This is a genomic window from Streptomyces sp. NBC_01454 (assembly GCF_036227565.1).
In the GTDB taxonomy this organism is placed as follows: Bacteria; Actinomycetota; Actinomycetes; order Streptomycetales; family Streptomycetaceae; genus Streptomyces.
In genome coordinates, this window is the sequence record NZ_CP109460.1 from 6,962,237 (window position 1) to 6,987,117 (window position 24,881).

Below are 24,881 nucleotides of genomic sequence, written 5' to 3' on the forward strand. Positions count from 1 at the left end.
GGCCGGGACGGCCCCCTCGTTACCGGCCGGAACGGTGGCGCGGCGGCCCGGGGCTCAGGACCGCTCCCGCTCGCCGGCCACCGCGCGGGGACCGCCGGACGCCGCCCGGCGCGGCGCCCGCAGCACCCGCGCCCCCGGCACCAGCGCGCAGGCCAGCCCCGTGACGAGGACGAACGACACCGTCAGCGAGGTCGCCTGCGCGATGCCGCCGATCGCGGACGGGGCGATCAGGCCGGAGGTGTAGGTGAGGGTGGCGACGCCCGCGATGGCCTGGCTGGGCGCGGGACCACTGCGCCCGGCGGCCGCGAAGGCCAGCGGGACCACCACCGCGATGCCCAGGCCCAGCAGCCCGAACCCGCCCAGCGCCACGGCCGGATGCCGGGCCGCGACGATCAGCAGACCGCCCGCCGCCGCCAGCACCCCGCCGGCCCGCACCGTCCGCACCGGACCGACGCGGGCCACCACCTTGTCGCCCACCAGCCGCGCGGCGGCCATCGTGCAGGCGAAGGCGGTGGTCGAGGCGGCCGCCGGCCCGGCGTCGGTGCCCAGCCGGTCGCACAGGTAGACCGCCGACCAGTCCAGCCCGGCGCCCTCCGCGAACACGGCGCAGAACCCGATGGCCCCGATGACCAGCGCCGACCGCGGCGGCAGCGCGAAGCGCGGCGGCGGATGCTCCCCGGGGGAGCTGCGCAGATCCAGGACCCCCCGGCAGGCGAGCGCGCCGGACACGGTCAAGATCAGTGCGGCACCGGCCAGATGGAGCCGGGCGTCCCACCCGGCGTGCGCGGCGACGGTGCCGGCCGCCGAACCGAGCAGCGCGCCGACGCTCCACATGCCGTGCAGCCCCGACATGATCGGCCGGCCGAGCCGGTCCTCGGTCTCCACCCCCAGGGCGTTCATCGCCACATCCGCCATCCCCGAGGCCGCGCCGTACACCAGCAGCGCAGGGCACAGCGCATACAGGCCGGAGGAGAGGGCGGGCAGCACCAGCGACAGGGTCCACAGCGCGAGCAGACCGCGCAGCGCCGTACGGGCTCCGAAGCGGTGGCTGATCCGGCCGGCCCGTGGCATCGCCAGGGCGGCGCCGATCGCGGGGAAGGCGAGGGCCAGGCCGAGCCGGCCGGGAGCGAGACCGGTGTGCTCCTGGATCCAGGGGATACGGGTGGCGAAGCTGCCGGTGACCGCGCCATGGACGAGGAACACCAGGGCGACGGCCCGGCGCGCGCGGCGCAGTCCGCCGGGCGGGCGGCCCTGCTCGGGCGGAGCGATGGCGGTCATGGGCGGTAAATTATCCGCGCGCCGGACGCACCGTCACCCGCCGGCCCGGACCGCACCCCCGGCACGGCCGCCGCCGGCGCGCCGGGCGGGAGGCGGCTCAGGACGAGCTGTCCGCCCCCTCGGGCCGGTCCGCCGCCCCGCCCGTGCGTGCCGCGAGGAACTCGGCGTAGGTCCGCCGCCCGTCGGCGTGCCGCGGCGTGAGGTTCTCGCCACGGCGCAGCGCCGCACCGCCGGCACCCGGCAGCCACAGCGGCACCAGCATCCGGCGGCGCCCGCCCGCCCGCAGCGTGGTCCGCACCAGGTCCCGGGCCTCCAGTACCTCCGGTCCGCCCAGGTCCGTGACCCGGCCCGCCGGTGCGCCGGACGCCAACCCGGCCAGCCGGTCCGCCACTTCGCGCACCTCGACCGGCTGCACCCGCACGCCGGTCGGCACCGGCAGCACCGGCGACCGGGCGCCCGCCTTGATCACCCCGAGCACAAGATGGTGGAACTGCGTCGTCCGCAGCACCGTCCAGCCGGTGCCCGAGTCCTCGAACAGCCGCTCCACGGCCAGCTTGGTGCGGTAGTAGCCGAACGGGATGCGGTCCACCCCGACGATCGAGATGTACACCAGATGCCCGACCCCCGCCGCCCGCGCCGCCTGGACGAGCCGCCCGGCCGCCTCCGCGTCACCGCCGGCCGGCGACGAGGCGCAGTGCACGATCGTGTCCACGCCCGCCACCGCGTCGGCCAGCCCCGTGCCGTCACGCAGATCGACCGCGTGCGAGTGCAGCCGCGGCCGCCCCGCTCCGGTGTGCGGCCGTCTGCTCAGCGACCGGACGTCATGACCGTCGCCGAGCAGCCGGTCGACCAGGACCTGCCCGAGTGTGCCCGTGCCGCCGGTCACCAGAATTGTCGCCATCGCGGATCAGTCCTCGCAGAGAGAAAGGGGACGTGTGCTGTCCCGTTATGACGGAACACGAGTGCGTTCTGTGACAGGCGGCGCGCCGAGCGTTGTGAGGCAGCCCACAGGGCTTCGCCCGCATGGGCGACGACGGGGCATGGCAGACTGAAGCTGTACTGACATAAAAGCAGCAGCGCACTCCGGGGTCGGTGTAATTCCGAACCGGCGGTTACAGTCCGCGACCCGTCCGCAGCCAGCGGCCGGTTGAGCAGGTGAAATTCCTGCACCGACGGTGAAAGTCCGGATGGGAGGCAGTGCGCGGCGGGCGAGTTTCGGTACACCGCCGTCGACGGCGCGTCCGGTCATTTTCCCGGACGGTCCGTGTATGTCCGGCCGCGGTGTCGCCGTGGCGTCGTTTCCGCTTCTGTCGTCCAGACAGCCCCGGAGTCCGTGCCCGATGAGGCAGGAGGACCCGGTGGCCACCGCAGCCCCCGTCGAGACCGCGGCGATGCGCCGAGCCATCGAGCTCGCCGCGCGCGGCCTCGGGCACACCAGCCCCAACCCCGTGGTCGGCTGCGTCGTCCTGGACTCCGAGGGCCGTACGGCGGGCGAGGGCTGGCACCGCCGGGCCGGCGGGCCGCACGCCGAGATCCACGCCCTGCGCGCCGCCGGCGAGCGGGCCCGGGGCGGCACCGCACTGGTCACCCTCGAACCCTGCAACCACACCGGCCGCACCGGCCCCTGCGCCCGGGCGCTGATCGACGCCGGGATCGCCCGCGTCGTCTACGCCGTCGCCGACCCCGACCCGACCGCCACCGGCGGCGCCGTCACCCTGGCCGCCGCCGGCCTCGACGTCGAGGGCGGACTGCTCGCCGACGAGGCCGCCGCCGGCAACGAGGCCTGGCTGACCGCCGTCCTGCGCCACCGCCCCTTCGTGCTGTGGAAGTACGCCGCCACCCTCGACGGCCGGGTCGCCGCCGCCGACGGCACCAGCCGCTGGATCACCTCACCCGAGTCGCGCGCCGATGTGCACCGGCTGCGCGCCGCCGCGGACGCCGTGATCGTCGGCTCCGGCACCGCCCGCGCCGACGACCCGCAGCTCGGCGCCCGGATCAGCGGGCTCGCCGACGACGAGATCAGCCAGCCCCTGCGGGTCGTCGTCGACTCCGGCGCCACCGCCGTCAAGGCCGGCGCACGCGTCCTGGACGGCACCGCCCCCACCCTCATCGCGGTCGCCGAGGACGCCGACACCGGCCACCTCGACGGCCTCGCCCCGATCATCCGGCTGCCGCGCGCTGCCGACGGCCGCGGACTGCACCTCCCCGCCCTGCTCCAGGCCCTGTACGCGCGCGAGGTGCGCTCCGTCCTGCTGGAGGGCGGGCCCACCCTCGCCGGGGCCTTTCTCGCCGCCCGGGCCGTCGACAAGGTCGTCGGCTATCTCGCACCGGTGCTGCTCGGCGCCGGACCGGCCGTCCTCGGTGACGCCGGAATCACCACCATCGCCCAGGCGTTGCGGCTCGATGTGACCGGCACCGAACGACTCGGCCCCGATCTGCGCGTCACCGCCACGCCCGTCCACCACGCCCTCCACGAGGAGAACTGAAGTGTTCACCGGAATTGTCGAAGAGCTGGGTGAGGTCGTCGCCATCGAGAACCTCGGTGACTCCTCCCGCTTCCGACTGCGCGGCCCCCTCGTCACCGAGGACGCCAAGCACGGCGACTCGATCGCCGTCAACGGCGTCTGTCTGACCGTCGTGGACACCGCCGACGGCGAATTCACCGCCGATGTGATGGCCGAGACACTGCACCGCTCCAGCCTCGGCGCGCTGGCCGCCGGCTCGCGGGTCAACCTCGAACGCCCCATGGCGCTCGGCGGACGGCTCGGCGGCCACCTCGTCCAGGGCCATGTCGACGGCACCGGCACCCTCGTCGAGCGCATCCCCGGCGAACACTGGGAGATCGTCAAGGTCGCGCTGCCGGCCACGCTGTCCCGCTATGTCGTCGAGAAGGGCTCCATCACTGTCGACGGCGTCAGCCTGACCGTGGTCGACGCCGCGGACGACTACTTCACCATCAGCCTCATCCCCACCACCCTCGCCCTGACGACCCTGGGCCTCAAGAAGGCCGGCGACCCCGTCAACCTGGAGGTCGACGTCCTGGCCAAGTACGTCGAGCGGCTGCTGGGCCGCGGCTCCGCGGACCGCACGGCCGCCGCCGACCTCACGGACCTCGACGAGATCAAGGAGATGGACCGGTGAGCGTCCTGGACGCGCTGAACGGCGAGGCCTTCACCGCTTTCGGCCAGCACGTCATCTGGTCGGACATGATCGGCAACACCATCGGTCTGGCCGCCCTGGCGCTCGGCTGGCGGCGCTCGATCTGGACCTGGCCCGCCCAGTTCCTCTCCGGCGTCATCCTCGTCGCCGCCTACGCCTCCGCCCACCTCAGCGGTGGCGTCGGCAAGCAACTCCTGGTCATCGGGGTGGCGTTGTGGGGCTGGCGGCAGTGGCAGCGCGGCCGCCGGCAGGCCCAGGACGGCTCGGTGGCCGTGCGCTTCGCCGGCCGGCGCGAGCGCGCCGTGCTGCTCGCCGGCACCGCCGTGGGCACCGCGGCCGTCGGCACCCTGTTCACGCTGATCCCGCAACTGTCCTGGAACCCCTGGCCGGACGCCTACATCTTCGTCGGCACGCTCACCGCGATGGTCGCCCAGGCACGCGGCCTGGTCGAGTTCTGGTGCGCCTGGCTGCTGGTCGACGTCGTCGGCGTCCCGCTCGCCTTCAGCAGCGGCCTCGCCTTCTCCGGCCTCGTCTACGTCGTCTATCTCGCCCTCGTCGGGTGGGGCATGCGCGACTGGTGGCTGCGCTCGCGCGCCGCCGATCGCACCGTCCTGGAAGGAGCAGCGGCATGACCGCACTGCAGAGCTGGTACGACACCGAGGACGGCGAGGCGCTGGCCCTCGACCCCGTCGAGCAGGCCATCGCCGATATCGCCGCCGGCCGTCCCGTGGTCGTCGTGGACGACGAGAACCGCGAGAACGAGGGCGACCTCGTGCTCGCCGCGGAGAAGGCCACCCCCGAGATCGTCGCCTTCATGATGAGCGAGTGCCGCGGACTGATCTGCGCCCCCATGGAGGGCCCGGAGCTGGACCGGCTGGAACTCCCGCAGATGGTCGAGCACAACACCGAGTCGATGCGCACCGCCTTCACCGTCTCCGTCGACGCCACCGCCGCGCACGGCGTGTCCACCGGCATCTCCGCCGCCGACCGCGCCACCACCCTGCGGCTGCTGGCCTCCGGCGAGTCCGAGGCCGGCGACTTCGTCCGGCCCGGCCACATCTTCCCGCTGCGCGCCCGGCCCGGCGGGGTGCTGGTCCGCAACGGCCACACCGAGGCCGGCGTCGACCTCGCCCGGCTGGCCGGCCTGCGCCCGGCCGCCGCGATCGTGGAGATCGCGGGCGAGGACGGCACGATGCTGCGGCTGCCCGAACTGGTGCCGTTCGCCCGCAAGCACGGCCTGTCGATCATCTCCATCGAGGACCTGATCGCCTACCGGCAGTCCGCCGAGCCCACCGTCCGCCGCGAGGCCACCACCCGGCTGCCCACCGCACACGGTGAGTTCACCGCGCACGGCTACCGTTCCACCGTCGACGGCGTCGAGCACATCGCGCTGGTCGCCGGCGATCTCGGCGAGGGCGAGGACGTTCTGGTCCGGGTCCACTCCGAGTGCCTGACCGGCGATGTCTTCCACTCGCTGCGCTGCGACTGCGGCCCCCAGCTGGAGGCCGCGCTCCAGCGGGTCAGCGAGGTCGGACGCGGGGTGGTGATCTACCTCCGCGGCCACGAGGGGCGCGGCATCGGGCTGTTGTCCAAGCTGCGCGCCTACGAACTCCAGGAGCGCGGCCGCGACACCCTCGACGCCAACCTCGAACTGGGGCTGCCCGCCGACTCCCGCGACTACGCCGCCGGCGCGCAGATGCTCCAGGACCTCGGGGTGCGCTCGCTGCGCCTGATGACCAACAATCCCGAGAAGACCGCCGCCCTGGTGCGGCACGGCCTGCGGGTCACCGGCCGCGAGCCGATGCCCGTCCAGGCCGGCGAGCACAATCTGCGGTATCTGCGCACCAAGCGGGACCGGATGGGGCACGACCTGCCCTGGCTGGAGCGCGGCGCTCCCGGATCCTCCCCGGAGCCGTCGGCCCCGTCCCGGCAGGGACCCGGCGACGCGGGCGAGGCCCCGGTCCCCGGTGCGCCGGACACCATGCCCCCGGTGGCCGCGACCACCTGCGACAACCACTGACCACCCGGCACCACGTCACCCCCATCCACCCCATCACCCGTACGAGGAGAACCGTGAGCGGCAAGGGCGCACCCGAACTGACCGTGAAGAACTGTGGCGACCTGCGGGTGGCCGTCATCGCGGCGCAATGGCACGAGCGGATCATGGACGGCTTGGTCGACGGCGCGCTGCGCGCCCTGACCGAGCTGGGCATCGACGAGCCGACGCTGCTGCGGGTGCCGGGCGCCTTCGAGCTGCCGGTCGTCGCCAAGGTCCTGGCCGGCCGGGGCTATGACGCGGTGGTCGCCCTCGGCGTGGTCATCAAGGGCGGCACCCCGCACTTCGACTACGTCTGTCAGGGCGTCACCCAGGGCCTGACCCAGGTCGCGGTGGACACCGGCGTACCGGTCGGCTTCGGCGTGCTGACCTGCGACACCGAGCAGCAGGCCCTGGACCGGGCCGGCCTCGAGGGATCCGTCGAGGACAAGGGCCACGAAGCGGTCACCGCCGCGGTCGCCACCGCCGCGACCCTGCGCACGGTGTCCGAGCCCTGGCGCTGACCCGCCCGCCCGCCACCCGCCCGCACCCTTCAGCCGAGGCGCTGCGCGCCGCTGTAATTCAACCGCGTAGGGTAGTCACCATCATGTCCAAGAAGACGTTCGAGGAGCTCTTCGCCGAGCTCCAGCAGAAGGCCGCCACGGGCGACCCCGCCACCTCCCGCACCGCCGAGCTGGTGCAGGCCGGTGTCCATACGATCGGCAAGAAGGTCGTCGAGGAGGCCGCCGAGGTGTGGATGGCCGCCGAGTACGAATCCGACGAGGCCACCGCCGAGGAGATCTCCCAGCTCCTCTACCACCTCCAGGTCATGATGGTCGCCAGGGGCATCTCCCTGGACGACGTCTACGCCCACCTCTGATCCAGCCCCCCGCTTCTCCCCGCACCCCCAGCTGTAAAGGAACTCGCTCTCATGCTGCGCATCGCTGTCCCCAACAAGGGTTCACTGTCCGAGCCTGCGTCGGCGATGCTCCATGAGGCCGGCTACCGCCAGCGCAAGGACCGCAGGGAACTGGTCCTGGTCGACGCGGAGAACGAGGTCGAGTTCTTCTTCCTGCGGCCGCGCGACATCGCCGTCTACGTCGGCTCCGGCAAGCTCGACATCGGCATCACCGGCCGTGATCTGCTGCTGGACTCCGGCTCACCGGCCGAGGAGATCCTCCAGCTCGGCTTCGCCGGCTCGACGTTCCGCTACGCCACCCGTCCCGGGACCGCCAAGGACGTCAGCGAGTTCGGCGGCATGACCGTCGCCACCTCGTTCTCCGGACTGGTCACCCAGCACCTCGCCGAGAACGGCGTGGAGGCCTCCGTCGTCCACCTCGACGGCGCCGTGGAGACCGCCATCCAGCTCGGGGTCGCCGAGATCATCGCGGATGTCGTGGAGACCGGCACCACCCTGCGCAATGCCGGCCTGGAGATCATCGGCGAGCCGATCCTGACGTCCGAGGCCGTGGTCATCCGCGGCACCGGCGCACCGGACGACGACCCGAAGGTCCGCCAGTTCCTGCGCCGTATGCAGGGCGTCCTGGTGGCCCGCCGGTACGTGATGATGGATTACGACATCCGTGTCGAGCACGTCGAGAAGGCCGTCGGCCTCACCCCCGGCCTGGAGTCGCCGACCGTCTCCCCGCTGCACCACGAGGGCTGGGTCGCGGTCCGCTCCATGGTCCCGTCCAAGGACGCCCAGCGCATCATGGACGAGCTCTACGACCTCGGCGCCCGTGCGATCCTGACCACCGGTATCCACGCCTGCCGGCTGTGACCCGCGGTCACTGATCACCCCTACGCCCCGCCTCACCCCCCGACGGAAGACCCACGACGTGTCCGCGCCCCTGCCCAGCCTCCCGGTGACCTTCCGGCCGACCCGCACCCGGGCCGTCCTGTACACCATCGGTATCGCCCAGCTGGCCGCCCTCACGGCGATCGCGCTGGCGCTGCCGAAGCTGACCGGCGGCGAACGGCTCAGCTTCGTGGTCACCGGACTGCTGGTGCTGGCCGTCCTCCTGCTGCTCGGCCGCCCCAAGGTGGTGGCGCGGCAGGAGGGCGTCACGGTCGTCAACCTCACCACGAAGCGCGAACTGGCCTGGGCCCAGGTCCTGCGGGTCAACCTCCGGGCCGGCGACCCCTGGGTCCATCTCGACCTCGCCGACGGCACCAGCCTGCCCGCCATGGGCATCCAGCCGGGCATCGCCAGGGATCAGGCCATCCGCGACGCCCGTGCGCTGCGCGGCCTCGCCGAGGAGCACGGTGCTGTCGGCCACACGGCCGGGTGAGCCTGCCCTAATCGGGGTCCCCCTGTTTACTCTGTTCTCCGGGGCGCCGCACGCGCCCTGCCCCTTGGTGGGCTCACCACGACCCGAGGAGTGACTCCCTCCGGCAATGGACGGATCGTCCTGTAGTACCTGCGCCGCCCCTCCCCAACCCCCGCACACCACGGAGGAGGCGGCATGACCGGCCCCGTGCTGCTGCTCGCCGCGGCCCTCGTCCTGATCCTGGCCAACGGTTTCTTCGTCGCCGCCGAGTTCGGACTCATCACCGTCGAGAAGGCGGACGCCGAACGCGCCGCGGCCGACGGTGACCGCCGCGCCCGCACCGTGGTCTCCGCCCTGCGGGAACTCTCCTTCCAGCTGTCCGGCACCCAACTGGGCATCACGATCACCTCTTTGGTGGTCGGTATGCTCGCCGAGCCCGCGCTGGCACAGCTGCTGGCCGGGCCGCTGCTCGCCACCGGCCTGCCCCGGGGCGCGGTTCCCGGCACCGCCGTGGTCGTCGGCATGCTGCTGGCGTCCGCCGTCCAGATGGTCATCGGCGAGCTGGTGCCCAAGAACTGGGCGGTCTCCAAGCCGCTGCCCGTCGCCCGGGTCGTCGCCGGCCCGCAGCGGGCCTTCTCCCGCTTCTTCCGCCCGGTGATCACCCTGCTGAACACCGTCGCCAACCGCCTGGTGCGCGCCCTCGGCGTGGAGCCGACCGACGAGCTGGCCTCCGCCCGTACCCCCGGCGAACTGGTCTCGCTCGCCCGCCACTCCGCCCGCGCGGGCGCGCTGGAGCAGGACACCGCGGATCTGTTCGTCCGGACCCTCTCGCTGGGCGATCTGACGGCCGAGAACGTCATGACCCCCCGCGTACGGGTGAGCGCCCTCCAGGCGTCCGCGACCGCCGAGGACGTGGTGAACCTCACCCGCGCCACCGGACTCTCCCGCTTCCCCGTCTACCGCACCCGCCTCGACGAGGTCGTCGGCATGGTGCACCTCAAGGACGCCCTGGCCGTCCCCACGCACGACCGGCTGCGCATACCGGCCGGACGGATCGCGGTGCCGCCGCTGCTGGTGCCCGAAACGCTCCCGGTGCAGCCGCTGCTGGAGCGGCTGCGCAGCGAACAGCCGATCGCGGTGGTCGTCGACGAGTACGGCGGCACGGCCGGCGTGGTCACCCTGGAGGACATCATCGAGGAGCTCGTCGGCGAGGTCCGTGACGAGCACGACCGCGTGGACCTGCCCGAACTCGGACAGGCCCCGCCGGAGGAGGGCCGCCCCGCCTGGGACGCCGACGGCGGCTGCCGGGTGGACACCCTGCGGCGGATCGGCCTGGACGCCCCGGAAGGACCGTACGAAACGGTGGCAGGACTGGTGGCGCACATACTCGGCCGGATCCCGGCCCCGGGCGACATCGCGGAACTCGACGGCTGGCGGCTGCGGGTGCGGCTGGTGTCGCACCACCGCGCCGAGCGGATAAGGATCGTGCGGACCGCGACCGTCACCCTGCCCGCCGCCGCCGAGGCGCCCCGTGAGCCCGTCACCGTCGGTGCGGAGGTGGCCCGATGACGCTGGCCCAGCTGTTCTTCGCGCTCCTGCTCGTGCTCGCCAACGGCTTCTTCGTCGGCGCCGAGTTCGCGCTCGTCTCCGTACGCCGCAGCCAGATCGAACCCCTGGCGACCCAGGGCTCCACCCGCGCCCGGCAGGTGCTGCACGGCCTGGAGAACCTTCCGCAGATGATGGCCGCCGCCCAGTTCGGCATCACCGTCTGCTCCCTGACGCTCGGTGCGGTCGCCGAGCCGACCGTCGCCCATCTCCTGGAGCCGCTCTTCGAGGCGGTCCGCCTCCCGGCGGCGCTGGTCCACCCGCTCGGCTATGTCATCGCCCTGGCCCTGGTGGTCTTCCTCCACCTGGTCATCGGCGAGATGGTCCCCAAGAACCTGGCGATGGCGGCGCCCGAGCGGACCGCCCTGTGGTTCAGCCCGGGGCTCGTCGCCTTCGCCCGGCTGTGCCGCCCGGTCACCGCACTGCTCGGGGCCTGTGCCCGAGGGGTGCTGCGGATCTTCCGGGTGGAGCCGAAGGACGAGGTCGAGGCGGTCTTCACCAGCGAGCAGCTGACCCACCTCGTGGAGGACTCCGGCCAGGCGGGCCTGCTCGACCCGGCGGAGCAGGAACAGCTCTCCGATGTCCTGGAGCTCGGCAGCCGCCCCGTCACGGACGTCCTCCTCGACCGGGCGGCCCTGGTGACCGTCGAACCGACCGTGACCCCGCGCCAGGTGGAGGAACTGACCGTACGGACCGGCTACTCCCGCTTCCCGGTGTGTGCGGCCGGCGGCGCGTACATGGGCTATCTGCACGTCAAGGACGTCCTCGACCTGGAGGAACGGGACCGCGCGGTGCCCCAGCGGGTCTGGCATCCGATGACCACCCTGCGCGCCGAGCTGCCGCTGGACGACGCGTTGACCGCGATGCGCCGGGCCGCCTCCCATCTGGCGGCGGTCGCCGATGCGACCGGCCGGGTGCTCGGACTGGTCGCGCTGGAGGATGTCCTGGAGATGCTGGTCGGCGAGGTCCGCGACCCGGCCCACCACCGGGCCCCGGCCGCCCGGGCCGGCCGGCGGGGCGCGGGGGAGCGGGTCACCGAACCCCGTGAGGAGGCGTCGCTGCCGGCGGAGGACCGGGCGCTGGCGGGCTGAGTTCGCCGGCCGGTGCCCAGGCACCGGCCGGAACACCGCGCCGTGACCGCCCCGCCGCCGGGCGCCGCCGCCTCAGCGCCCGGCGGCGGTCAGAACTCCGGCCGCCGCGGCGACTCCGGGCCGCGGCCCGAGAGCACCTCCCCGTACGCCTGCATCAGATCCGGCAGCCGCAGGGTGGCGAGGTCGTCGCGGCTCGGGGCGCCGCGCCACTGGGACAGCCGCAGATCGCGATAGGCGCAGCTCTTCTCGTACAGGGTGCGCAGGAAGCGGCCGTTGCCCAGCTCGTCGATCCAGCCCTGGTCGACGACATGGCCGCTGATGCTGCACAGCTCGTCGCGGGCCTCCTCGTCCCAGTGGTCGCCGTTCTCGGCGGCCAGCACCTCGCCGATGGCGGTCAGCTCCGGCGGCCGGTAGCTGGGGAAGTCGACCCGGCTGGTGAAACGGGAGGACAGCCCGGGGTTGGCGGCCAGCAGCCGGTCCATGCCCTCCGGATAGCCCGCCAGGATGACGACGAGCCGGTCGCGGTTGTCCTCGGCGCGCTTGAGCAGCACCTGCAGCGCCTCGTCGCCGTAGGCGTCGCCCTTGCTGTAGCCGGAGTTGGACAGGCTGTACGCCTCGTCGACGAACAGCACCCCGCCCAGCGCCGAGTCGATCAGCTCATTGGCCTTGACGGCGGTCTGGCCGAGGAACTCGCCGACGAGATCGGACCGTTGGGCCTCCACGAGATGGTCGCCGCCCAGCAGCCCCAAGGCGTAGAAGACCCGCCCGAGTATCCGGGCCACGGTCGTCTTGCCCGTGCCGGACGGGCCGGAGAAGACGAAGTGCCGTTTCGGCGGCTGGACCGGCAGCCCCTGGCTCGCCCGCAGCCGCGCCATCCGCAGTTGCGCCGACAGCGCCCGCACCTGCCGCTTGACCGGCTCCATGCCGACCATCCGCTCCAGCTCCGCCAGCGCCTTCTCCAGCAGCACCGGGTCGGCGGGCCCGGCGGGCAGCCGCTCGGCGCCGCGCGGCACCGGCGCCGAGGCCTTGGCCCGGGCCGCGGCCCCGCCCTCGGCCGGCGCGCCGCCCACCCCGGCGTCCGGTGCGTCCGCCTCCCCGCTCACCAGCAGCTCACGGCCGTCGGCGGGATCGAGCGGGGCCATCGGATCCGGATCGCCGCCGGCCTCCTGGCCCAGGCCGGACGCGGGGACCGTCGCGAGGTCGGAGCCCTCGTCCAGCCCGTCCCCCGCGGCGATGGCGGCGAGCCGTGCCGCGGTGTCCATGAACGCCGGGTCGACGCGGTGCACCGCACGGTAGAGGGGGAGCGCCGCGGCGCTGCGGCCGGTGCCCTCATGGGCGCGGGCGAGCCAGTACCGCAGCTCCTTGCGCTGCGGCTGCTCGCTGCGGCAGCGCATCAGCGCGGCGGACAGCAGCGGCTCGGCCTGTCCGTACATCTCCAGCCGCACCCGGGCCATCCCGCCGAACAGCCCCGCCTCGATGCCCAGCACCGGGTCGCCGAGCAGCGGCTCGGTGTGCCGTACGAGCTGGTCCCAGTCCTTGACGAGATAGGCGCGGCAGGCGTGCAGAAAGCGCACTTGGGGGTCGGTGTCCACGGGCGGGCAGCCGGCCAGGGCCTGGTCGAGCTCCGCGACATGCCGGCCGTCGAGCCAGTGGGAGGCGTGCGCGAGCAGCAGATCGCGGCCGGTCTCCAGCACCGGCTGCACCCACCAGCCCAGCCAGTACCAGGAGTTGAGAGTGCGCCGGTGGCGGGCGCGCATCTCGCCGAAGCGGTCGCGGTGCCGGTGCATCCGCAGCAGGGCGATGGAGGTGTCGGCGCGCAGTGCGTGCAGCCCGAGCCAGGCGTCGGCCATCGTCGGATCGATCCGTACCGCGGCCCGGAACTCCTCCTCCGCCTGCGGATACGCGCCCACGGTGTAGGCATCGACCGCCCGCAGCCATGCCAGCTCGGCCGGGGCGGGCGAACCCTGAGTGCCGACGTCCATCCCGTCCCCCCACAAAACGTTCCCCCGTGCCGCCGGGCGAGTGCGGGCCGCGATCTGTCGAACCGGAGTACGGGGGACGGGAGTTGACCGTCATCGCGCACACCTCGGTCCCTGGCCTGCGGCGGCCCGGACTCGCATGGTACCCGCGGGATCGGTGCAGGCCGTAGAGGGCGGCACGGGGCGAGAACTGACCGTTGGGTACGCCGCGACGGCGCGAAGAATGCGGTGACCCAGGGTGAGGGAAGAGCGGCGCCCGACGGGCGGCAAAGGGGGATTTGCGCAGAACGAAGCCCCCGATCACGGGGGAACAACCGGGGGCTTCGCATCTGCGGGCGGTCCGTAGAACCGCACATTGAGAACGTAAGTCCTGTACGCCCCTTAGGTCAAGCCGAGTTGAGGCACTCGGCGGGACCCTGTCGGCGTCGCCGGGCGCGTCGCCCGTCGTCCGTTACGGAGCGTTAAATGCGGGGCCGCTCATGGCGCCGCGGACGGTCCCACAAGCACCTCGTACCCCATCTCCCCCTGATGCACCAGGAAATCCGCATACGGACGGGAGGGGTCCGCTGTGAAGTGCGCGCGCTCCGATGGAATCCAGCCACTCCAGAACGTGGAGAGGCCCGGCCCGTCCCGGAGTTGACCCCTTTCCCAGGAGTGTTCGCTCGCCAGTTCCATCCACAGCAGACACGCCAGATACGGCCGCAGCGCCCGCCGGCCCGTGCCCACCCCTTCGACCAGCACCAGCGGCGCGGGTGCCAGCTCCCGCTGCCCGGTGAACTCCCCGCGCACCCAGTCGTAGACCCCGTAGCGTGCCGTTTCGCCCCGCGAGAGCGGATCCAGGACCTGCGCACCGAAGCGGTCGCTCCAGGCGAACAGCTCCTCATGGGTGGCGAGGTCGTCGGTGTGCACCACGGGTGCCCCGCCCAGCGCCTCGGCCAGATCCGCGGCGAACGTGGTCTTGCCCGACCCCGCGTGCCCGTCCACCGCGATCAGCCGCACCGGCCCGCAGGACGGCGGCAGGGCGTGCAGCCGGGTGGCGAGCGAAGCCAGATCATGATCCATCGCGCCAGCGTACGCGGCGGGCCCGCGCCACCGTCCGCCAGTGGTCCACACCAATATTGCCGCCGCGACGCGCCCCGCACCGCCTTCCGAAGCGGGCTCGCAACGGCAATAGTTGAGCCACTGCCGATCCGCCCGTGCCCGCCCCGACTCTCCCGCCCGTGCCCGCCCCGACTCTCCCGCCCGTGCCCGCCCCGACTCTCCGCACCCGCCCGTACGCATCCGACTGGGGGAACCACCATGACCAGCTCCGCGCCCCGGCGCACCGTTCTGGCCGCCGCGCTCGCCGCCGCGGCGGGTGCCGCCACCCCCTCGGCGCAGGCCGCCGACGCCTCCCGGGCGTCCGCCGCGGGCACGTCCGCCGCGCCCACCGCCCCGGACGCCGCCGCGCCCCGATCGAAGAGCCTCGTGGACTATCACGCCTGGACCACCGCAGCCGACTGGGCCAGGGGCCACGCCCGGGGCACCGGCCTCATGCACGGCGCCCGCCCCGGCATCCGCCTCGTGCACCCGGCCGGCACCGTCGACTACAAGGACCCGCACACCGGCAGGTCCGCCGCCTGGGAGTACGCCACCTGGACTTCCCCGGTGCACACCCTCACGGTCCCGGCCACCGAAGCCGTCGCCTCCTGGAACGCGCACACCCCGCCCGGCACGTGGATCGCCGTCGAGCTGCGCGGCGGCTACAGCGACGGCGGCCGCACCCCCTGGTACGTCATGGGCCGCTGGACCTCCGGCGACAGCGACGCCGACATCCGGCGCACCTCGCTCGACGGCCAGAAGGACGGCCGCAGCAGCATCTCCACCGACACCTTCGCCATCGACACCCCCGCGAGCGGCCTCCGGCTGGCCTCGTACGAACTCCGCGTCACCCTGTACCGCAAGCCCGGCACCCGGCTCACCCCCACCGTCTGGCGGCTGGGCGCGATGGGCTCGGACCTCCCCGACCGCTTCGAGGTGCCGGCCTCCGCGCCCGGCCGGGTCGGCCGCGAGCTGGTGGTCCCGCGCTATTCGCAGGAGATCCACAAGGGCCAGTACCCGGAGTACGACAACGGTGGCGAGGCCTGGTGCAGCCCCACCTCCTCCCAGATGATCATCGAATTCTGGGGCCGCCGGCCGAGCCGGCAGCAGCTGTCCTGGGTCAACCCCGACTACGCCGACCCCCAGGTCTGTCACGCCGCCCGCTACACCTTCGACTACCAGTACGAGGGCTGCGGCAACTGGCCCTTCAACGCCGCCTACGCCGCCACCTACCGCGACCTCCAGTCCGTGGTCACCCGCCTCACCTCCCTCACGGACGCCGAACGCCTCATCCACGCGGGCATCCCCGTCATCACCTCCCAGTCCTTCCTGAAGACCGAACTCGACGGAGCGGGCTACGGCACCGCCGGCCACCTGATGACCGTCATCGGCTTCACCAAGAACGGCGACGTCATCGCCAACGACCCGGCCTCACCCGACGACGCGGCGGTCCGGCGCGTCTACAAGCGCCACCAGTTCGAAACCATCTGGCTGAGGACCAAGCGCAAGGACGCAAACGGCCAGGTCAAGAGCGGTTCGGGAGGGGTTTGTTACCTCTACTTCCCGGACCGCCCGACTGTGGCTCAGCGCCGGGTGCTTGCGGAGCTGGGAATCCGCTGAGGGTGTGCACCCCGAAGGCGGCCTCGATGGGGAGGATGTGAAGACGCAGGATGCGCTCGTACGACTCCTCCCTGCCGGCCGCCATGGACTTTGGCTCGAGCCAGTCGGCTGCATAACGCCTGACCGCCACCCTGCCGGCGGCAGGACCGACGTAGCTGTGTGGCCGTCTCCCGACGCTTTGTCGTCGCGCTCTGCACCTGTCGGCGCAGCCGTAGCTACCCCTGGTGCGACACCAGTCACCGCCGCCGCACCGACCCCACGCCGCACCCCGTGGACCCGCCCGGCTGCCCGGCGGCCGAGCAGGTCACCGCAGGAGCCGGGCCGGCCGATGAGGCGGAGGGGCCATGAGCGCCGACGCCGTGGCCGGCCGCCGAGTCGGCGCTCCCCGGCTCCCGGACCCGCGCGGTTGCTTTCTCCCTGGAGGAGGTCGCGGGGGAGCGACCCGTTCCAACTGCGGGAGAACGCGCGGCGATTGTTCTCGAAGCCGTCCAAGGACTCTTGATGAGCTCTGCGCCGCGGGCGAGTGGGACCGGTCGCGCTTCGCCGTGGACTCCGTCAGCGTCCGCGCGCTCCAAGGGGGCAGCTGACCGGACCCGCATCCAACCAGTCCCACTGCGGGTGCGCGTCGCGGCGTCGGGGCGGTGCGCTCGTGCACGCCGGGCTCATGGGCCGCCGGGCGCCTTGCAGGTGGTGTCCTTCGCCGGAAGCCTTCCGGTGCTCAGGTAAGCGTTGACCGCATTGTCGGAGCAGGGGCGCGAGTGCATAGCGTAGACGCCGTGGCCCTCGCCGCCCTCGACATACACCATCCGCGAGCCTTTCAAAGCGCGGTGCATGCTCAGGCCGCCGGCCAGGGGGGTCTGAGGGTCCCATTGGTTCTGGACGGTGAGCAGACCAACGCTGTTGTCCAGGGTCGTGACCGGCTCGGCCGGCTTGTTCCAGAACGCGCACGGCGTGATGTTGGAGCCGAAGTCGCCGTAGATCGGGTACTTGGTCTTGTCCCGGATGGCGTCACGCCGGTACTGCTCGGGGTCGCGTGGCCAGGCCGCCGTGTCGCCGCAGAGCACGGACCAGGAAGAGGCGTCGAGGTTGTCATTCCCCGCCTGCGGGTCGGGAGTTGCTGCGCCTCGTGAGGCCGGTTCGCTGCCGGCGGACTTCTTCAGGGCGGCGACCGTTTCGGCCGCGGCCTTGGGGGTGAAGAACTTGGTGCGCAGGTCGGCACGGATGTCGTCCCCGCTGCGCTTCGCGCCCTCATACGCGATCGGACTGCGGTCGGCCCGGGCGATGAGGCCCCAGAACGTCTTTTTCACCTCGGCCGGGGTGTCACCGAGCTGGTAGGTGCCATGGCGCTGGGCGGTCCACCGTGTCCAGCGGGTGAACGCCGGCTCGGTGCCCTCCGCCCACCCCTGGCCCATGCCGCGCCAGACCCGGGCGGGGTCCACCGCGCTGTCCAGCACGAAACGGTCGGTCCGCGCGGGAAACATCTGCGCGTACACCGCGCCCAGGTACGTGCCGTACGAGTAGCCCAGGTAGGAGATCTTCCCTTCCCCCAGCACGGCGCGGATGACATCAATGTCGCGGGCAGAGTTGCGGGTAGTGAAGTACGGAAGCTTGTCACCGTTCTTGGCGCGGCATTTCTCGGCGACGGTCCGGGCCCAGGTCACATCACGGCTGAACGTCTCAGGCTTGTACGGACGTGTGGAGTTCTGCTCCGCGGTCGTCAGACCGCACGTGAGCGGGCTGCTTTGGCCCACGCCGCGGGGGTCGAACCCGATCAGGTCGTACTGCTCGCGGATCTCCTTGGGCATCTTGTCCTGCATCGTGACCGGCATGGCCAGGCCCTTCAACCCCGGACCACCGGGGTTGACGAGCATCACGCCGTGCCGCTTGCCGGAGACACTCGTCTTCATACGGGAGATGGCCAGCTTGATGGTCTTGCCGGCAGGGCGCCTGTAGTCGAGCGGAACCTGGATCGTCGCGCACTGGTATGCGGCAGATTTCGACTTGGCACATCTGTGCCACGCGGGCTTCTGATTCTCGAATGCTTTCAGAGGTTCCGCCGCGGATGCCTGCGCCGGGATGAGGGCGGAGACGAGAGCTGCCGTGGCCCCCACCGCGAGCACAGGCACACTGCTTCGTATTCGCACGGTAGCCGTTCCTTCCCTTTGACTTCCAGGACAGAACGACAATCTCGTGTCAGCTCAAGCTGGCGAATCCCTCCTTAAGTCAATGTCGGTGCGACTCCTGACGTACGGAGTATGCGACCTGTGGAGGAGGCTCACGAGACGCCGGTCGCCCTCACATAAAGGGGCCCGGTTCGCCCTCGGAGGTGGCTGCGAACCCGCCGTACTCCGCGACATCCGGCTGGCAGCCGGCATCGCCGTGTTCGGACAGCCAGAGATCACACCGGGCGTCGTCCCGGGCATCGGCGGCTCCCAGCGTCCGGGCCCGCGCCGTCGGCAAGGCCAAGGCGATGGAGATGTGCCTCACGGGCCGCACCATGGACGCCACCGAGGCGGTGCGCTTCGGCCTCGTTTCACGGGTCGTCCCGCGGCAGATCTGCTCGACGAAGCCCTCGCGGTCGCGGGACGCGGGTCAGCGACATCCCGCACATCGGCCGGCGCTACCTGAATGCCGCCTCAAACGAGAAGGTCACCGCAGACCAGGTCTCGGCCGCACACCCGGCGGTGCGAGCGGGAGCTCGGCGCATCGTCGAAGAGTACGAGCAGGGCTGCTCGAATGTTCAGGAAGGACGCCGCCCCCGCCACGCAGTAGTGGCCCACGCGGTGCACGCGGCCTTGACATCGCTTCCACGCAGCTTCAATCCGGGCGAAGCAGTCTGGACGTGTGCTGACTTCGAGCGACGATCTGTCTCGGTTCTGTGCCTCCGTGTTCGCCTCCATGGCCCGGTCACGGCGACGCCGAGGGACTGGCCGACCTGCCGGTGTGGCGGCTGAGATCGGCGACGGCGGGCACCTGAGCGGGCTGCGTCAGCACGATGGCGATCCGCACTGCTGGGGGCCGAGGGCGGTGACGCCGTCGAGGCGCGCGGCGCGTGTCGGGGGCCTCTGCCTTTGGACAGAGGCGGGTCCGCCTCAGGAAGCAGCGGAACCCCGTGCACGGCCCCTGATAATCGTCGTTATGTCGTCCAGTGCCCCACCTGCGCCCGAGAACCGCGCCACCCGGAGCCTCTTTGCGGGGCCCGGGGAGCGGGGGCGGCACCTGTGGCGGGCGGCCGGTGAGGCGGTTCTGGCCGCGGCGCTCGTGCTGCTCACCTACGTGGTCGAGTCGGGGCTCGACGGCAGGCTGGGGGTGGCCTGGGCGGCGGTGGCGCTGGGCGGCGCCGGCACGGTGTTGGTGCTGGTGCGGCGCCGGTACCCGGTGGTCGGCGTGGTCGGTCTGGCCGTGCTGATGGGGGTGGCGCCCCCCGTGGCGCTGCTGACCGCGGTGGCTGCCTACACCGCGACCCGGCAGATGAGGACGGCACGGCGGAGAGTCGCGGTGCTGCTCGGGGCGGCCGCCTCGGCGATGCTGACCTGCGCGGTGTTGGTCCCCGAGCTGCAGATGGGCAGCAGGCTGTTCGGCTTTGCGCTGGGTGCGGTGCTCGCCGTCAGCACCGTCGTGGTGCCCGGGCTGGTCGGTACCGCCGCCGGGCAGCGCGACCGGCTGCTGCGGGCTTTGCAGGAGCGCGCGGTCGCCGCCGAGGAGGCGCGGCGGCTGTCCGACAGCGAGTCCCGGATGCGCGAGCGGTCGCGGATCGCCGCGGAGATGCACGATCTGGTCGGGCACCGGCTGAGCCTGGTCTCCCTGCACGCGGGCGGGCTGGAGATGGCGCTGCGCAAGGAGGCGCCCGAGCTGCAGGACGAGGCCGCCGTGGTGCGCCGTGCCACCCGTGATGCGATGCAGGAGCTGCGGGAGGCGCTGGGGGTCCTCGGGCCGCTGAGCGGAGACATCGGCATCAGCGCGCTGACCGATGCCACGGGCACCCGTGCGGACGTCGAGGCGCTGGTCGAGGAGTCGCGCGACGTCGGCATCTGCGTCGACCTGCTCTGGGAGGGGCCGGACCTCGACGCCCGGCCGGCCCGGGTGCGGCGGGCGGTGCACCGCGTGGTGCGCGAGTCGCTGACCAACGTGCACCGGTACGCGGCCGGGGCCCAGGTGACCGTGGCCGTCCAGCACACCGGCGAGCGGGTGAAGGTGCGGGTGCGCAACGGCGCTCCGCTCAGCCAACCGCCCGTCGTGACCGGGCTGGGCTCCGGGCGCGGGCTGACCGGGCTGCGGGAGCGGGTGGCGCTGCTCGGTGGCGGGCTGGAGGCCGGGCGGAGGCTCGACGGCGGCTTCGCCGTTGCGGCCGACATCCCCGCCGACCCCGGGCCCGGTGCGGAGACGGTGGAGGCGGCGCCGGACGACAGCGGAACCGTCGCCGTCGACGAGCCGGGCAGTGGGCTCTCCGGCCACCAGCGGCACATCGCCGGAGCCGTCTCCGGGTTGCTCGGACTGGTGGGGGTCAGCGCGATGATGATGTTCGGGGTCCTGCTGGTGGACCAGTCCCGCTATGACCTCGGAAACCCGAGCCCCGAACAGCCCCGGGTGGGGATGTCGCGGGGCCAGGTGAAGCGAGCCGTGGCGCCGGACGACTCCGCCGCGCGCGCGGCCGCCGCCGGGCACGAACCGCGACGCCCGGATTCCGCCACGGACTGCCTGTATCCGTACGCGGGCACAGCGGCAAAGAACGGGCGGCTGGAGCTCGTCCGCTACTGCTTCCGGTCCGACACGCTGATCGCGATCGACCGCTTCACCGTTCCGATAGTGACCGAACCGCACCGTGGGAGCAGGACGCATGACTGACCAGGCCAACTCCGTGGGCTCGTACGCGAGTTCCGCCATCCGAGTGCTGCTCGCCGACGACGAGGAGCTGATCCGGCACGGTGTCCGGCTGATCCTCCGGCATGCCGACGGCATCGAGGTGGTGGCCGAGGCGGCGAACGGCGCCGAGGCTGTCCGGCTCGGCGCCGAGCACCGGCCCGATGTGGTGCTCCTCGACGTCCGCATGCCCGTGGTCGACGGGCTCGCGGCCGTAGAACCGCTCGCCGCCCTCGACCCCGCGCCGAAGGTGGTCATGCTCACCACCTTCGGCGACGAGGAGAACGTCCTCAACGCCCTGCGGGCGGGCGCCACCGGCTTCCTGCTCAAGGACGAGGGACCGCAGGAGCTGATCAGCGCGGTACGGGCCGCGGCCGCGGGGGACGCGGTGCTCTCGCCCGCGGTCACCGGGACCGTCATCCGGCAGATGCTGAGCTGCGGCGGGGCCGGTGGCGGGGCCGCCACCGCGGACAGCAGGGTGGCGGGGCTGACGGCCCGGGAGCGGGAGGTGCTGGGCATGCTGGGGGAGGGGCTGTCCAACCTGGAGATCGGCAGGCGGCTCGGCATCGGTGTGGGGACGGTCAAGTGCCACGTCGGCTCGATCCTGGGGAAGACGGGGTGCGGCAGCCGGGTGCAGGCGGCACTGCTGGCTCACCAGGCCGGGCTGATGGGCTGAGCCCGTGGCTGTTCCCGGGCCGTTCCCGGGCCGGGGCAGGTCGGCCGTTGACGGTCCGGGGGGCCTGGCCGGCGGGCTGCGGCCGCGCTCGGATCGTTGCGCCGATACCGGTGTCACGCCATCTCACTGACGGGGCATCATCTGTGTCATGCCTTCGGTGGGCGGCTACGCGGCGGGGCCTGAAACCCTGGGTTTCAGGCCCCTCAGTCCTCAGTCCTCAGTCCTCAGTCCTCAGTCCTCAGGCCTCGGGCCGCGACGGATCTGCTTACCCTGCCGTGGGTGCCGTGGCCGGCGGGATGGGCGGCCTGCTGGGGTCGTAACCTTCAGCGTCCGGGTAAACGTCCCGGTATATGGCGCGGGAAACGGTCTCTATCGTTTCGATCCCGTAATCCATCCCCTCTTCTTTGGGGTGCCCTTCGGGAACTCTGTTGTTCTCGGTGAGTACGACCATGCCGGAGTCGTAGCCGTTCTCCGTGAGGACCGCCATGCTGTTCACCTTCCAGTCGCCCTTGTCAAAGGCATCGACGTCGGCGCTCTGACTGCGTTGCAGCCAGCCGTTCTTCACATGGATCAGGGAGCCGACCGGAGCGCCGGCTGTGGCGCCCCATCGCTGGGTGCTCTGCACGTCCTTCATGAGGTCGAGTGCGTAAGCGCGCGCCTTGCTCCCGAGGACCGAATCATCGGCACCCGAAAAGATGCGCAACAGCTTGGCCTGGTCGCGTGCGGTGACCTGGCTGATGCCCCAGGATGCTTCCTTGTCGAGGACGGTGTCCTGCATCCCGGCCTTGTCCAGGAATTCCTGGATCTTGACCGGATCCGGCTTCTTGGGATCCGTCAGATCGGACAAGTTCTTCCACAACGCGGTTGCGGCGTCGTTATCCGACTCGGTGATCATCTTGCGCGCGAGAGCATCTTCTTCCGCGGTGAGGTTGCCGCCCCGCTGATACAGCAAGGCGCCGAGCACGATCGTCTTCACCACGCTGGCCGAGTCGAACTTCTTGTCAGCGTCAACGGTGCACCTCGTCCTGGAGGGCCGGTCATAGAAGGAGAGCGATGCCATGCTCTTCCGGCTTTCCAGCGCCTTGGTGATGTCACTCGTCAGCTTGGTGGCCAGCTCTTGATTCTTGGACGTGCACCGCACCGTTGAGGTGATTGCCTTGGCGCTCCGCGGTGCTGCGACGGAAGGTGAAGCCGCCGCGATGGGCCCGGCAATGGCGCCGGCTCCTATTGCTGCCGCGGTGAATGCGGAAGACCATTTCATGCCTGATCGCTGTCCTTTCGGGGTGTGTGAACAATCGGCTTGCGGGGTGTGAGGTCATCGCCGGCCCTGGTCGTCGGCCAGGGCGGACGGGGTGTTAAGGCATGGTGGAGGTCAACTCGGGGACGCTGACGGGCAGCTGGGGTGCCGCGATGGTGCAGGGTGCGGCATGGCGGGAGCCGGGAGAGACTCGGGGGCCCGACCCACGTGTCCGCGGTGCCCCCTGCCTTCCCTCGCTCTCAGGTCGGGGAAATACCGCCCGTCCAAGGGCGGAAGTGCCGCGGCCGAGTCGTTGCAGCCGAGTCGTCGGGGGCAGGGCCCCGGGCTCCTCATGGGTTCTCTGGAAGATGTGTCCGACCACAGCGGGGCCACAGAAGTCAGCGAGCCCCCGTCGACGCGTCGACGAGGGCTGGCGTCACTGACCGCAGGTTCAGGCGTTGCCCCATCGCCCGGAGCGGCGGGGCTTCGTCACGTACGCACTCGATGGGCAGCGGGGTGCGGCAGGTGGCTCGCTGTCGGCCGGGAGGCGTAGGGCCGGGGCTACTTCGGTGCGGGCTCCTGGTACTTGAAATAGGTGACCGGGGTGCTGGTCTGTGGGGACTGGACGTAGACCCGGGCGGGGATGGCCTTGAGGTGCTCCTTCTCCGGAGTGCCGGGGGCCTTGTCAGTCCCCTGATAGTCGACGAAAAGGTAGCCGATGTAGTAGGCGCCGTCGCGCCTGCCTTGCAGGCTCCCCTTCGTGTCAGCTGGGAACTCGACCTCGGTCTTGTCCTCCTGGGAGGTCATCTGTCGGTTGAGGGAGGTCGAGGAGTAGCTGTAGGTGAAGCTGACCTCAAGGGAGTCCTCTCCTCCGAGCCCCCCGCCGGCGGGAGTGGTGGTGAGCTTGGGCGTGAACTTGCCGCCCACCGACCAGCCCGAGGTCGAACTGTTCTCTTCGGTGACCTGCCCCCCGACCGTGTAGGTCTTCTTCCCCCCGCCCGCCATGCCGCTTCCGCCGGCCACCTTCGGGTATTTGGCGCCGGACATCGGGTCGAGCTTTCCGACGAAGATGCACGGATTCGCTTTGGCGGTATTCTGCGGCGCGCCCTCATAGTGATAACTGCCATTGCAGTAGGACTTGGCGGAGTTCTTTTCGCTCATGGCCTGCGCGATGTTGTTATCGCTGGTGCTTTGGCTGGTCTCAGGCTCGGTGATGGACGAATCCGCTATCTGCCTGGCGGCATCCGCAATGAACTGGGGAGGCTTCGTGCCATCCGCTCTGGGGGCCTTGTTGCCATCCTTGTCGGTGACCATGCCATCCGCGAAGTCCTTCGCCGCCTGCTTGGCGTCCTTAAGTGCCGTCCCGACATCGTACTGAGCCTGGACATCCCCCAGCGCGACGGAATTGATATTGCCCTTCGCGTCCTGGTCGATACCCGTCGGATACCCCATCACGCTCTCTGAGGTGTTGACGGGCGCCCATTGCTCCATTGCCTTGAGGATGTCGTCCTCCGACCCGTAGATCTTTGAGTCGTCGATCTGCTTCGGACTGTCGGCGGCCACGGCCAGTGGCGTGGTACCCACCAGAGGCGCCATGCCCAGAATGGCTGCGACCAGCACGGTGGCACTTCTGGCCGCTCGTCTGGACACCCGGCGCGGGGCAGCAACGGAATTCATCATGGTCGAATCTCCCTTACGTCCTACAGAGATGGCGCCCGCCGAGGCGCCGGGGCGCCGGGGCGCCTCGGAACCAGCCAGGAAAGACCAAAGGGGTTTCCGTTGGTCTCGCCCGCTGAACTTCAGGCGGGTGGCATGGTGACGGGGAGCGGCAGGGCCACTCGTGGAAGAGGTTGCGTTGCCGACCATCGTCGCTGCGCGGCACTGCCACGGCGTCACGCTCAAGGCGCATATCCGTCCATGCCATGAGGCTGACCGGCGGCGACTGACTCGCCCTTCGGGACCACAGCCTGCTCTGCCCCAAGATAGACTCG

The 24,881-nt window shown here is 71.6% G+C and carries 20 protein-coding genes, 4 pseudogenes and 1 riboswitch; of the genes and pseudogenes, 17 read left to right on the forward strand and 7 right to left on the reverse strand.

The window, feature by feature from the left end; genetic code table 11:
- Positions 1-54: 54 nt before the first annotated feature.
- Both OIU81_RS30800 and OIU81_RS30805 read right to left on the reverse strand, forming a co-directional pair.
- Entirely contained in the window at positions 55-1,278 is a 1,224-nt protein-coding gene (locus OIU81_RS30800) for an MFS transporter (RefSeq protein ID WP_329153066.1), read from the reverse strand.
- Positions 1,279-1,375: 97 nt separating this feature from the next.
- Positions 1,376-2,179: an SDR family oxidoreductase gene (locus OIU81_RS30805; protein WP_329153068.1), complete on the reverse strand. Its 804-nt coding sequence runs from the start codon at positions 2,177-2,179 to the stop codon at positions 1,376-1,378.
- Between the two features lie 173 nt (positions 2,180-2,352).
- Positions 2,353-2,483: riboswitch (FMN riboswitch) on the forward strand.
- Positions 2,484-2,618: 135 nt separating this feature from the next.
- Here OIU81_RS30805 and ribD point away from each other — a divergent pair.
- From ribD to OIU81_RS30855, 10 genes are all read left to right on the forward strand, one after another.
- Positions 2,619-3,764, forward strand: a complete 1,146-nt coding sequence (ribD, locus tag OIU81_RS30810; RefSeq protein ID WP_329153070.1) for a bifunctional diaminohydroxyphosphoribosylaminopyrimidine deaminase/5-amino-6-(5-phosphoribosylamino)uracil reductase RibD — start codon at positions 2,619-2,621, stop codon at positions 3,762-3,764.
- A gap of 1 nt (position 3,765) precedes the next feature.
- Entirely contained in the window at positions 3,766-4,419 is a 654-nt protein-coding gene (locus OIU81_RS30815; RefSeq protein ID WP_329153071.1) for a riboflavin synthase, read from the forward strand.
- Positions 4,416-5,069 carry a nicotinamide mononucleotide transporter family protein gene (locus OIU81_RS30820; protein ID WP_329153074.1) on the forward strand — a complete coding sequence of 218 codons (654 nt, stop codon included), beginning with the start codon at positions 4,416-4,418 and terminating at the stop codon, positions 5,067-5,069. The genes OIU81_RS30815 and OIU81_RS30820 overlap by 4 nt, the downstream gene beginning before the upstream one ends.
- Positions 5,066-6,457, forward strand: coding sequence for a bifunctional 3,4-dihydroxy-2-butanone-4-phosphate synthase/GTP cyclohydrolase II (locus OIU81_RS30825; protein ID WP_329153076.1), 1,392 nt, complete (start codon positions 5,066-5,068; stop codon positions 6,455-6,457). The genes OIU81_RS30820 and OIU81_RS30825 overlap by 4 nt, the downstream gene beginning before the upstream one ends.
- A 53-nt stretch (positions 6,458-6,510) precedes the next feature.
- Positions 6,511-6,996 carry a 6,7-dimethyl-8-ribityllumazine synthase gene (gene ribH / locus OIU81_RS30830; protein WP_189097096.1) on the forward strand — a complete coding sequence of 162 codons (486 nt, stop codon included), beginning with the start codon at positions 6,511-6,513 and terminating at the stop codon, positions 6,994-6,996.
- A gap of 83 nt (positions 6,997-7,079) precedes the next feature.
- On the forward strand, positions 7,080-7,352 hold the full coding sequence (locus OIU81_RS30835) for a phosphoribosyl-ATP diphosphatase (RefSeq protein ID WP_329153079.1): 273 nt from the start codon (positions 7,080-7,082) through the stop codon (positions 7,350-7,352).
- 51 nt (positions 7,353-7,403) lie between these two features.
- Positions 7,404-8,252: an ATP phosphoribosyltransferase gene (gene hisG, locus OIU81_RS30840; protein WP_329153081.1), complete on the forward strand. Its 849-nt coding sequence runs from the start codon at positions 7,404-7,406 to the stop codon at positions 8,250-8,252.
- A gap of 58 nt (positions 8,253-8,310) precedes the next feature.
- Complete coding sequence (locus OIU81_RS30845) at positions 8,311-8,763, forward strand: PH domain-containing protein (protein WP_329153084.1); 453 nt, start codon at positions 8,311-8,313, stop codon at positions 8,761-8,763.
- A 174-nt stretch (positions 8,764-8,937) separates the two neighbouring features.
- The gene (locus OIU81_RS30850; RefSeq protein WP_329153086.1) at positions 8,938-10,311 is read left to right on the forward strand and encodes a hemolysin family protein; all 1,374 of its coding nucleotides are present in this window, start codon (positions 8,938-8,940) and stop codon (positions 10,309-10,311) included.
- Positions 10,308-11,438 carry a hemolysin family protein gene (locus OIU81_RS30855; RefSeq protein WP_329153087.1) on the forward strand — a complete coding sequence of 377 codons (1,131 nt, stop codon included), beginning with the start codon at positions 10,308-10,310 and terminating at the stop codon, positions 11,436-11,438. Before OIU81_RS30850 ends, OIU81_RS30855 begins: the two co-directional genes overlap by 4 nt.
- A gap of 89 nt (positions 11,439-11,527) precedes the next feature.
- Here OIU81_RS30855 and OIU81_RS30860 read toward each other — a convergent pair whose 3' ends face one another.
- Positions 11,528-13,420: an AAA family ATPase gene (locus OIU81_RS30860; protein WP_329153088.1), complete on the reverse strand. Its 1,893-nt coding sequence runs from the start codon at positions 13,418-13,420 to the stop codon at positions 11,528-11,530.
- 474 nt (positions 13,421-13,894) lie between these two features.
- Complete coding sequence (locus OIU81_RS30865; RefSeq protein ID WP_329153090.1) at positions 13,895-14,479, reverse strand: uridine kinase family protein; 585 nt, start codon at positions 14,477-14,479, stop codon at positions 13,895-13,897.
- A gap of 237 nt (positions 14,480-14,716) precedes the next feature.
- Here OIU81_RS30865 and OIU81_RS30870 point away from each other — a divergent pair, with 237 nt between their 5' ends.
- The 3 genes and pseudogenes from OIU81_RS30870 to OIU81_RS42420 all read left to right on the forward strand — a co-directional run.
- Positions 14,717-16,117: a peptidase C39 family protein gene (locus OIU81_RS30870; protein ID WP_329153092.1), complete on the forward strand. Its 1,401-nt coding sequence runs from the start codon at positions 14,717-14,719 to the stop codon at positions 16,115-16,117.
- Between the two features lie 162 nt (positions 16,118-16,279).
- Positions 16,280-16,465, forward strand: a pseudogene (locus tag OIU81_RS30875) (CDGSH iron-sulfur domain-containing protein); the annotation flags it as partial.
- Positions 16,466-16,614: 149 nt separating this feature from the next.
- Positions 16,615-16,712, forward strand: a pseudogene (locus OIU81_RS42420) (IS5/IS1182 family transposase); the annotation flags it as partial.
- A 67-nt stretch (positions 16,713-16,779) separates the two neighbouring features.
- Here OIU81_RS42420 and OIU81_RS30880 read toward each other — a convergent pair.
- The gene (locus OIU81_RS30880) at positions 16,780-18,024 is read right to left on the reverse strand and encodes an alpha/beta hydrolase (protein WP_329153094.1); all 1,245 of its coding nucleotides are present in this window, start codon (positions 18,022-18,024) and stop codon (positions 16,780-16,782) included.
- 358 nt (positions 18,025-18,382) lie between these two features.
- Here OIU81_RS30880 and OIU81_RS30885 point away from each other — a divergent pair.
- From OIU81_RS30885 to OIU81_RS30900, 4 genes and pseudogenes are all read left to right on the forward strand, one after another.
- Positions 18,383-18,700, forward strand: a pseudogene (locus tag OIU81_RS30885) (enoyl-CoA hydratase-related protein); the annotation flags it as partial.
- Between the two features lie 2 nt (positions 18,701-18,702).
- Positions 18,703-18,846: pseudogene (locus OIU81_RS30890) on the forward strand (HD domain-containing protein); the annotation flags it as partial.
- 409 nt (positions 18,847-19,255) lie between these two features.
- Complete coding sequence (locus tag OIU81_RS30895; protein ID WP_329153096.1) at positions 19,256-20,962, forward strand: sensor histidine kinase; 1,707 nt, start codon at positions 19,256-19,258, stop codon at positions 20,960-20,962.
- On the forward strand, positions 20,955-21,653 hold the full coding sequence (locus tag OIU81_RS30900) for a response regulator transcription factor (protein WP_329153098.1): 699 nt from the start codon (positions 20,955-20,957) through the stop codon (positions 21,651-21,653). Before OIU81_RS30895 ends, OIU81_RS30900 begins: the two co-directional genes overlap by 8 nt.
- Before the next feature lie 265 nt (positions 21,654-21,918).
- Here OIU81_RS30900 and OIU81_RS30905 read toward each other — a convergent pair whose 3' ends face one another.
- Positions 21,919-22,914, reverse strand: a complete 996-nt coding sequence (locus OIU81_RS30905; protein WP_329153101.1) for a serine hydrolase — start codon at positions 22,912-22,914, stop codon at positions 21,919-21,921.
- A 537-nt stretch (positions 22,915-23,451) separates the two neighbouring features.
- A complete protein-coding gene (locus OIU81_RS30910) occupies positions 23,452-24,570 on the reverse strand; it encodes a hypothetical protein (protein WP_329153103.1) in 1,119 nt (372 codons plus the stop codon).
- Positions 24,571-24,881: the final 311 nt, after the last annotated feature.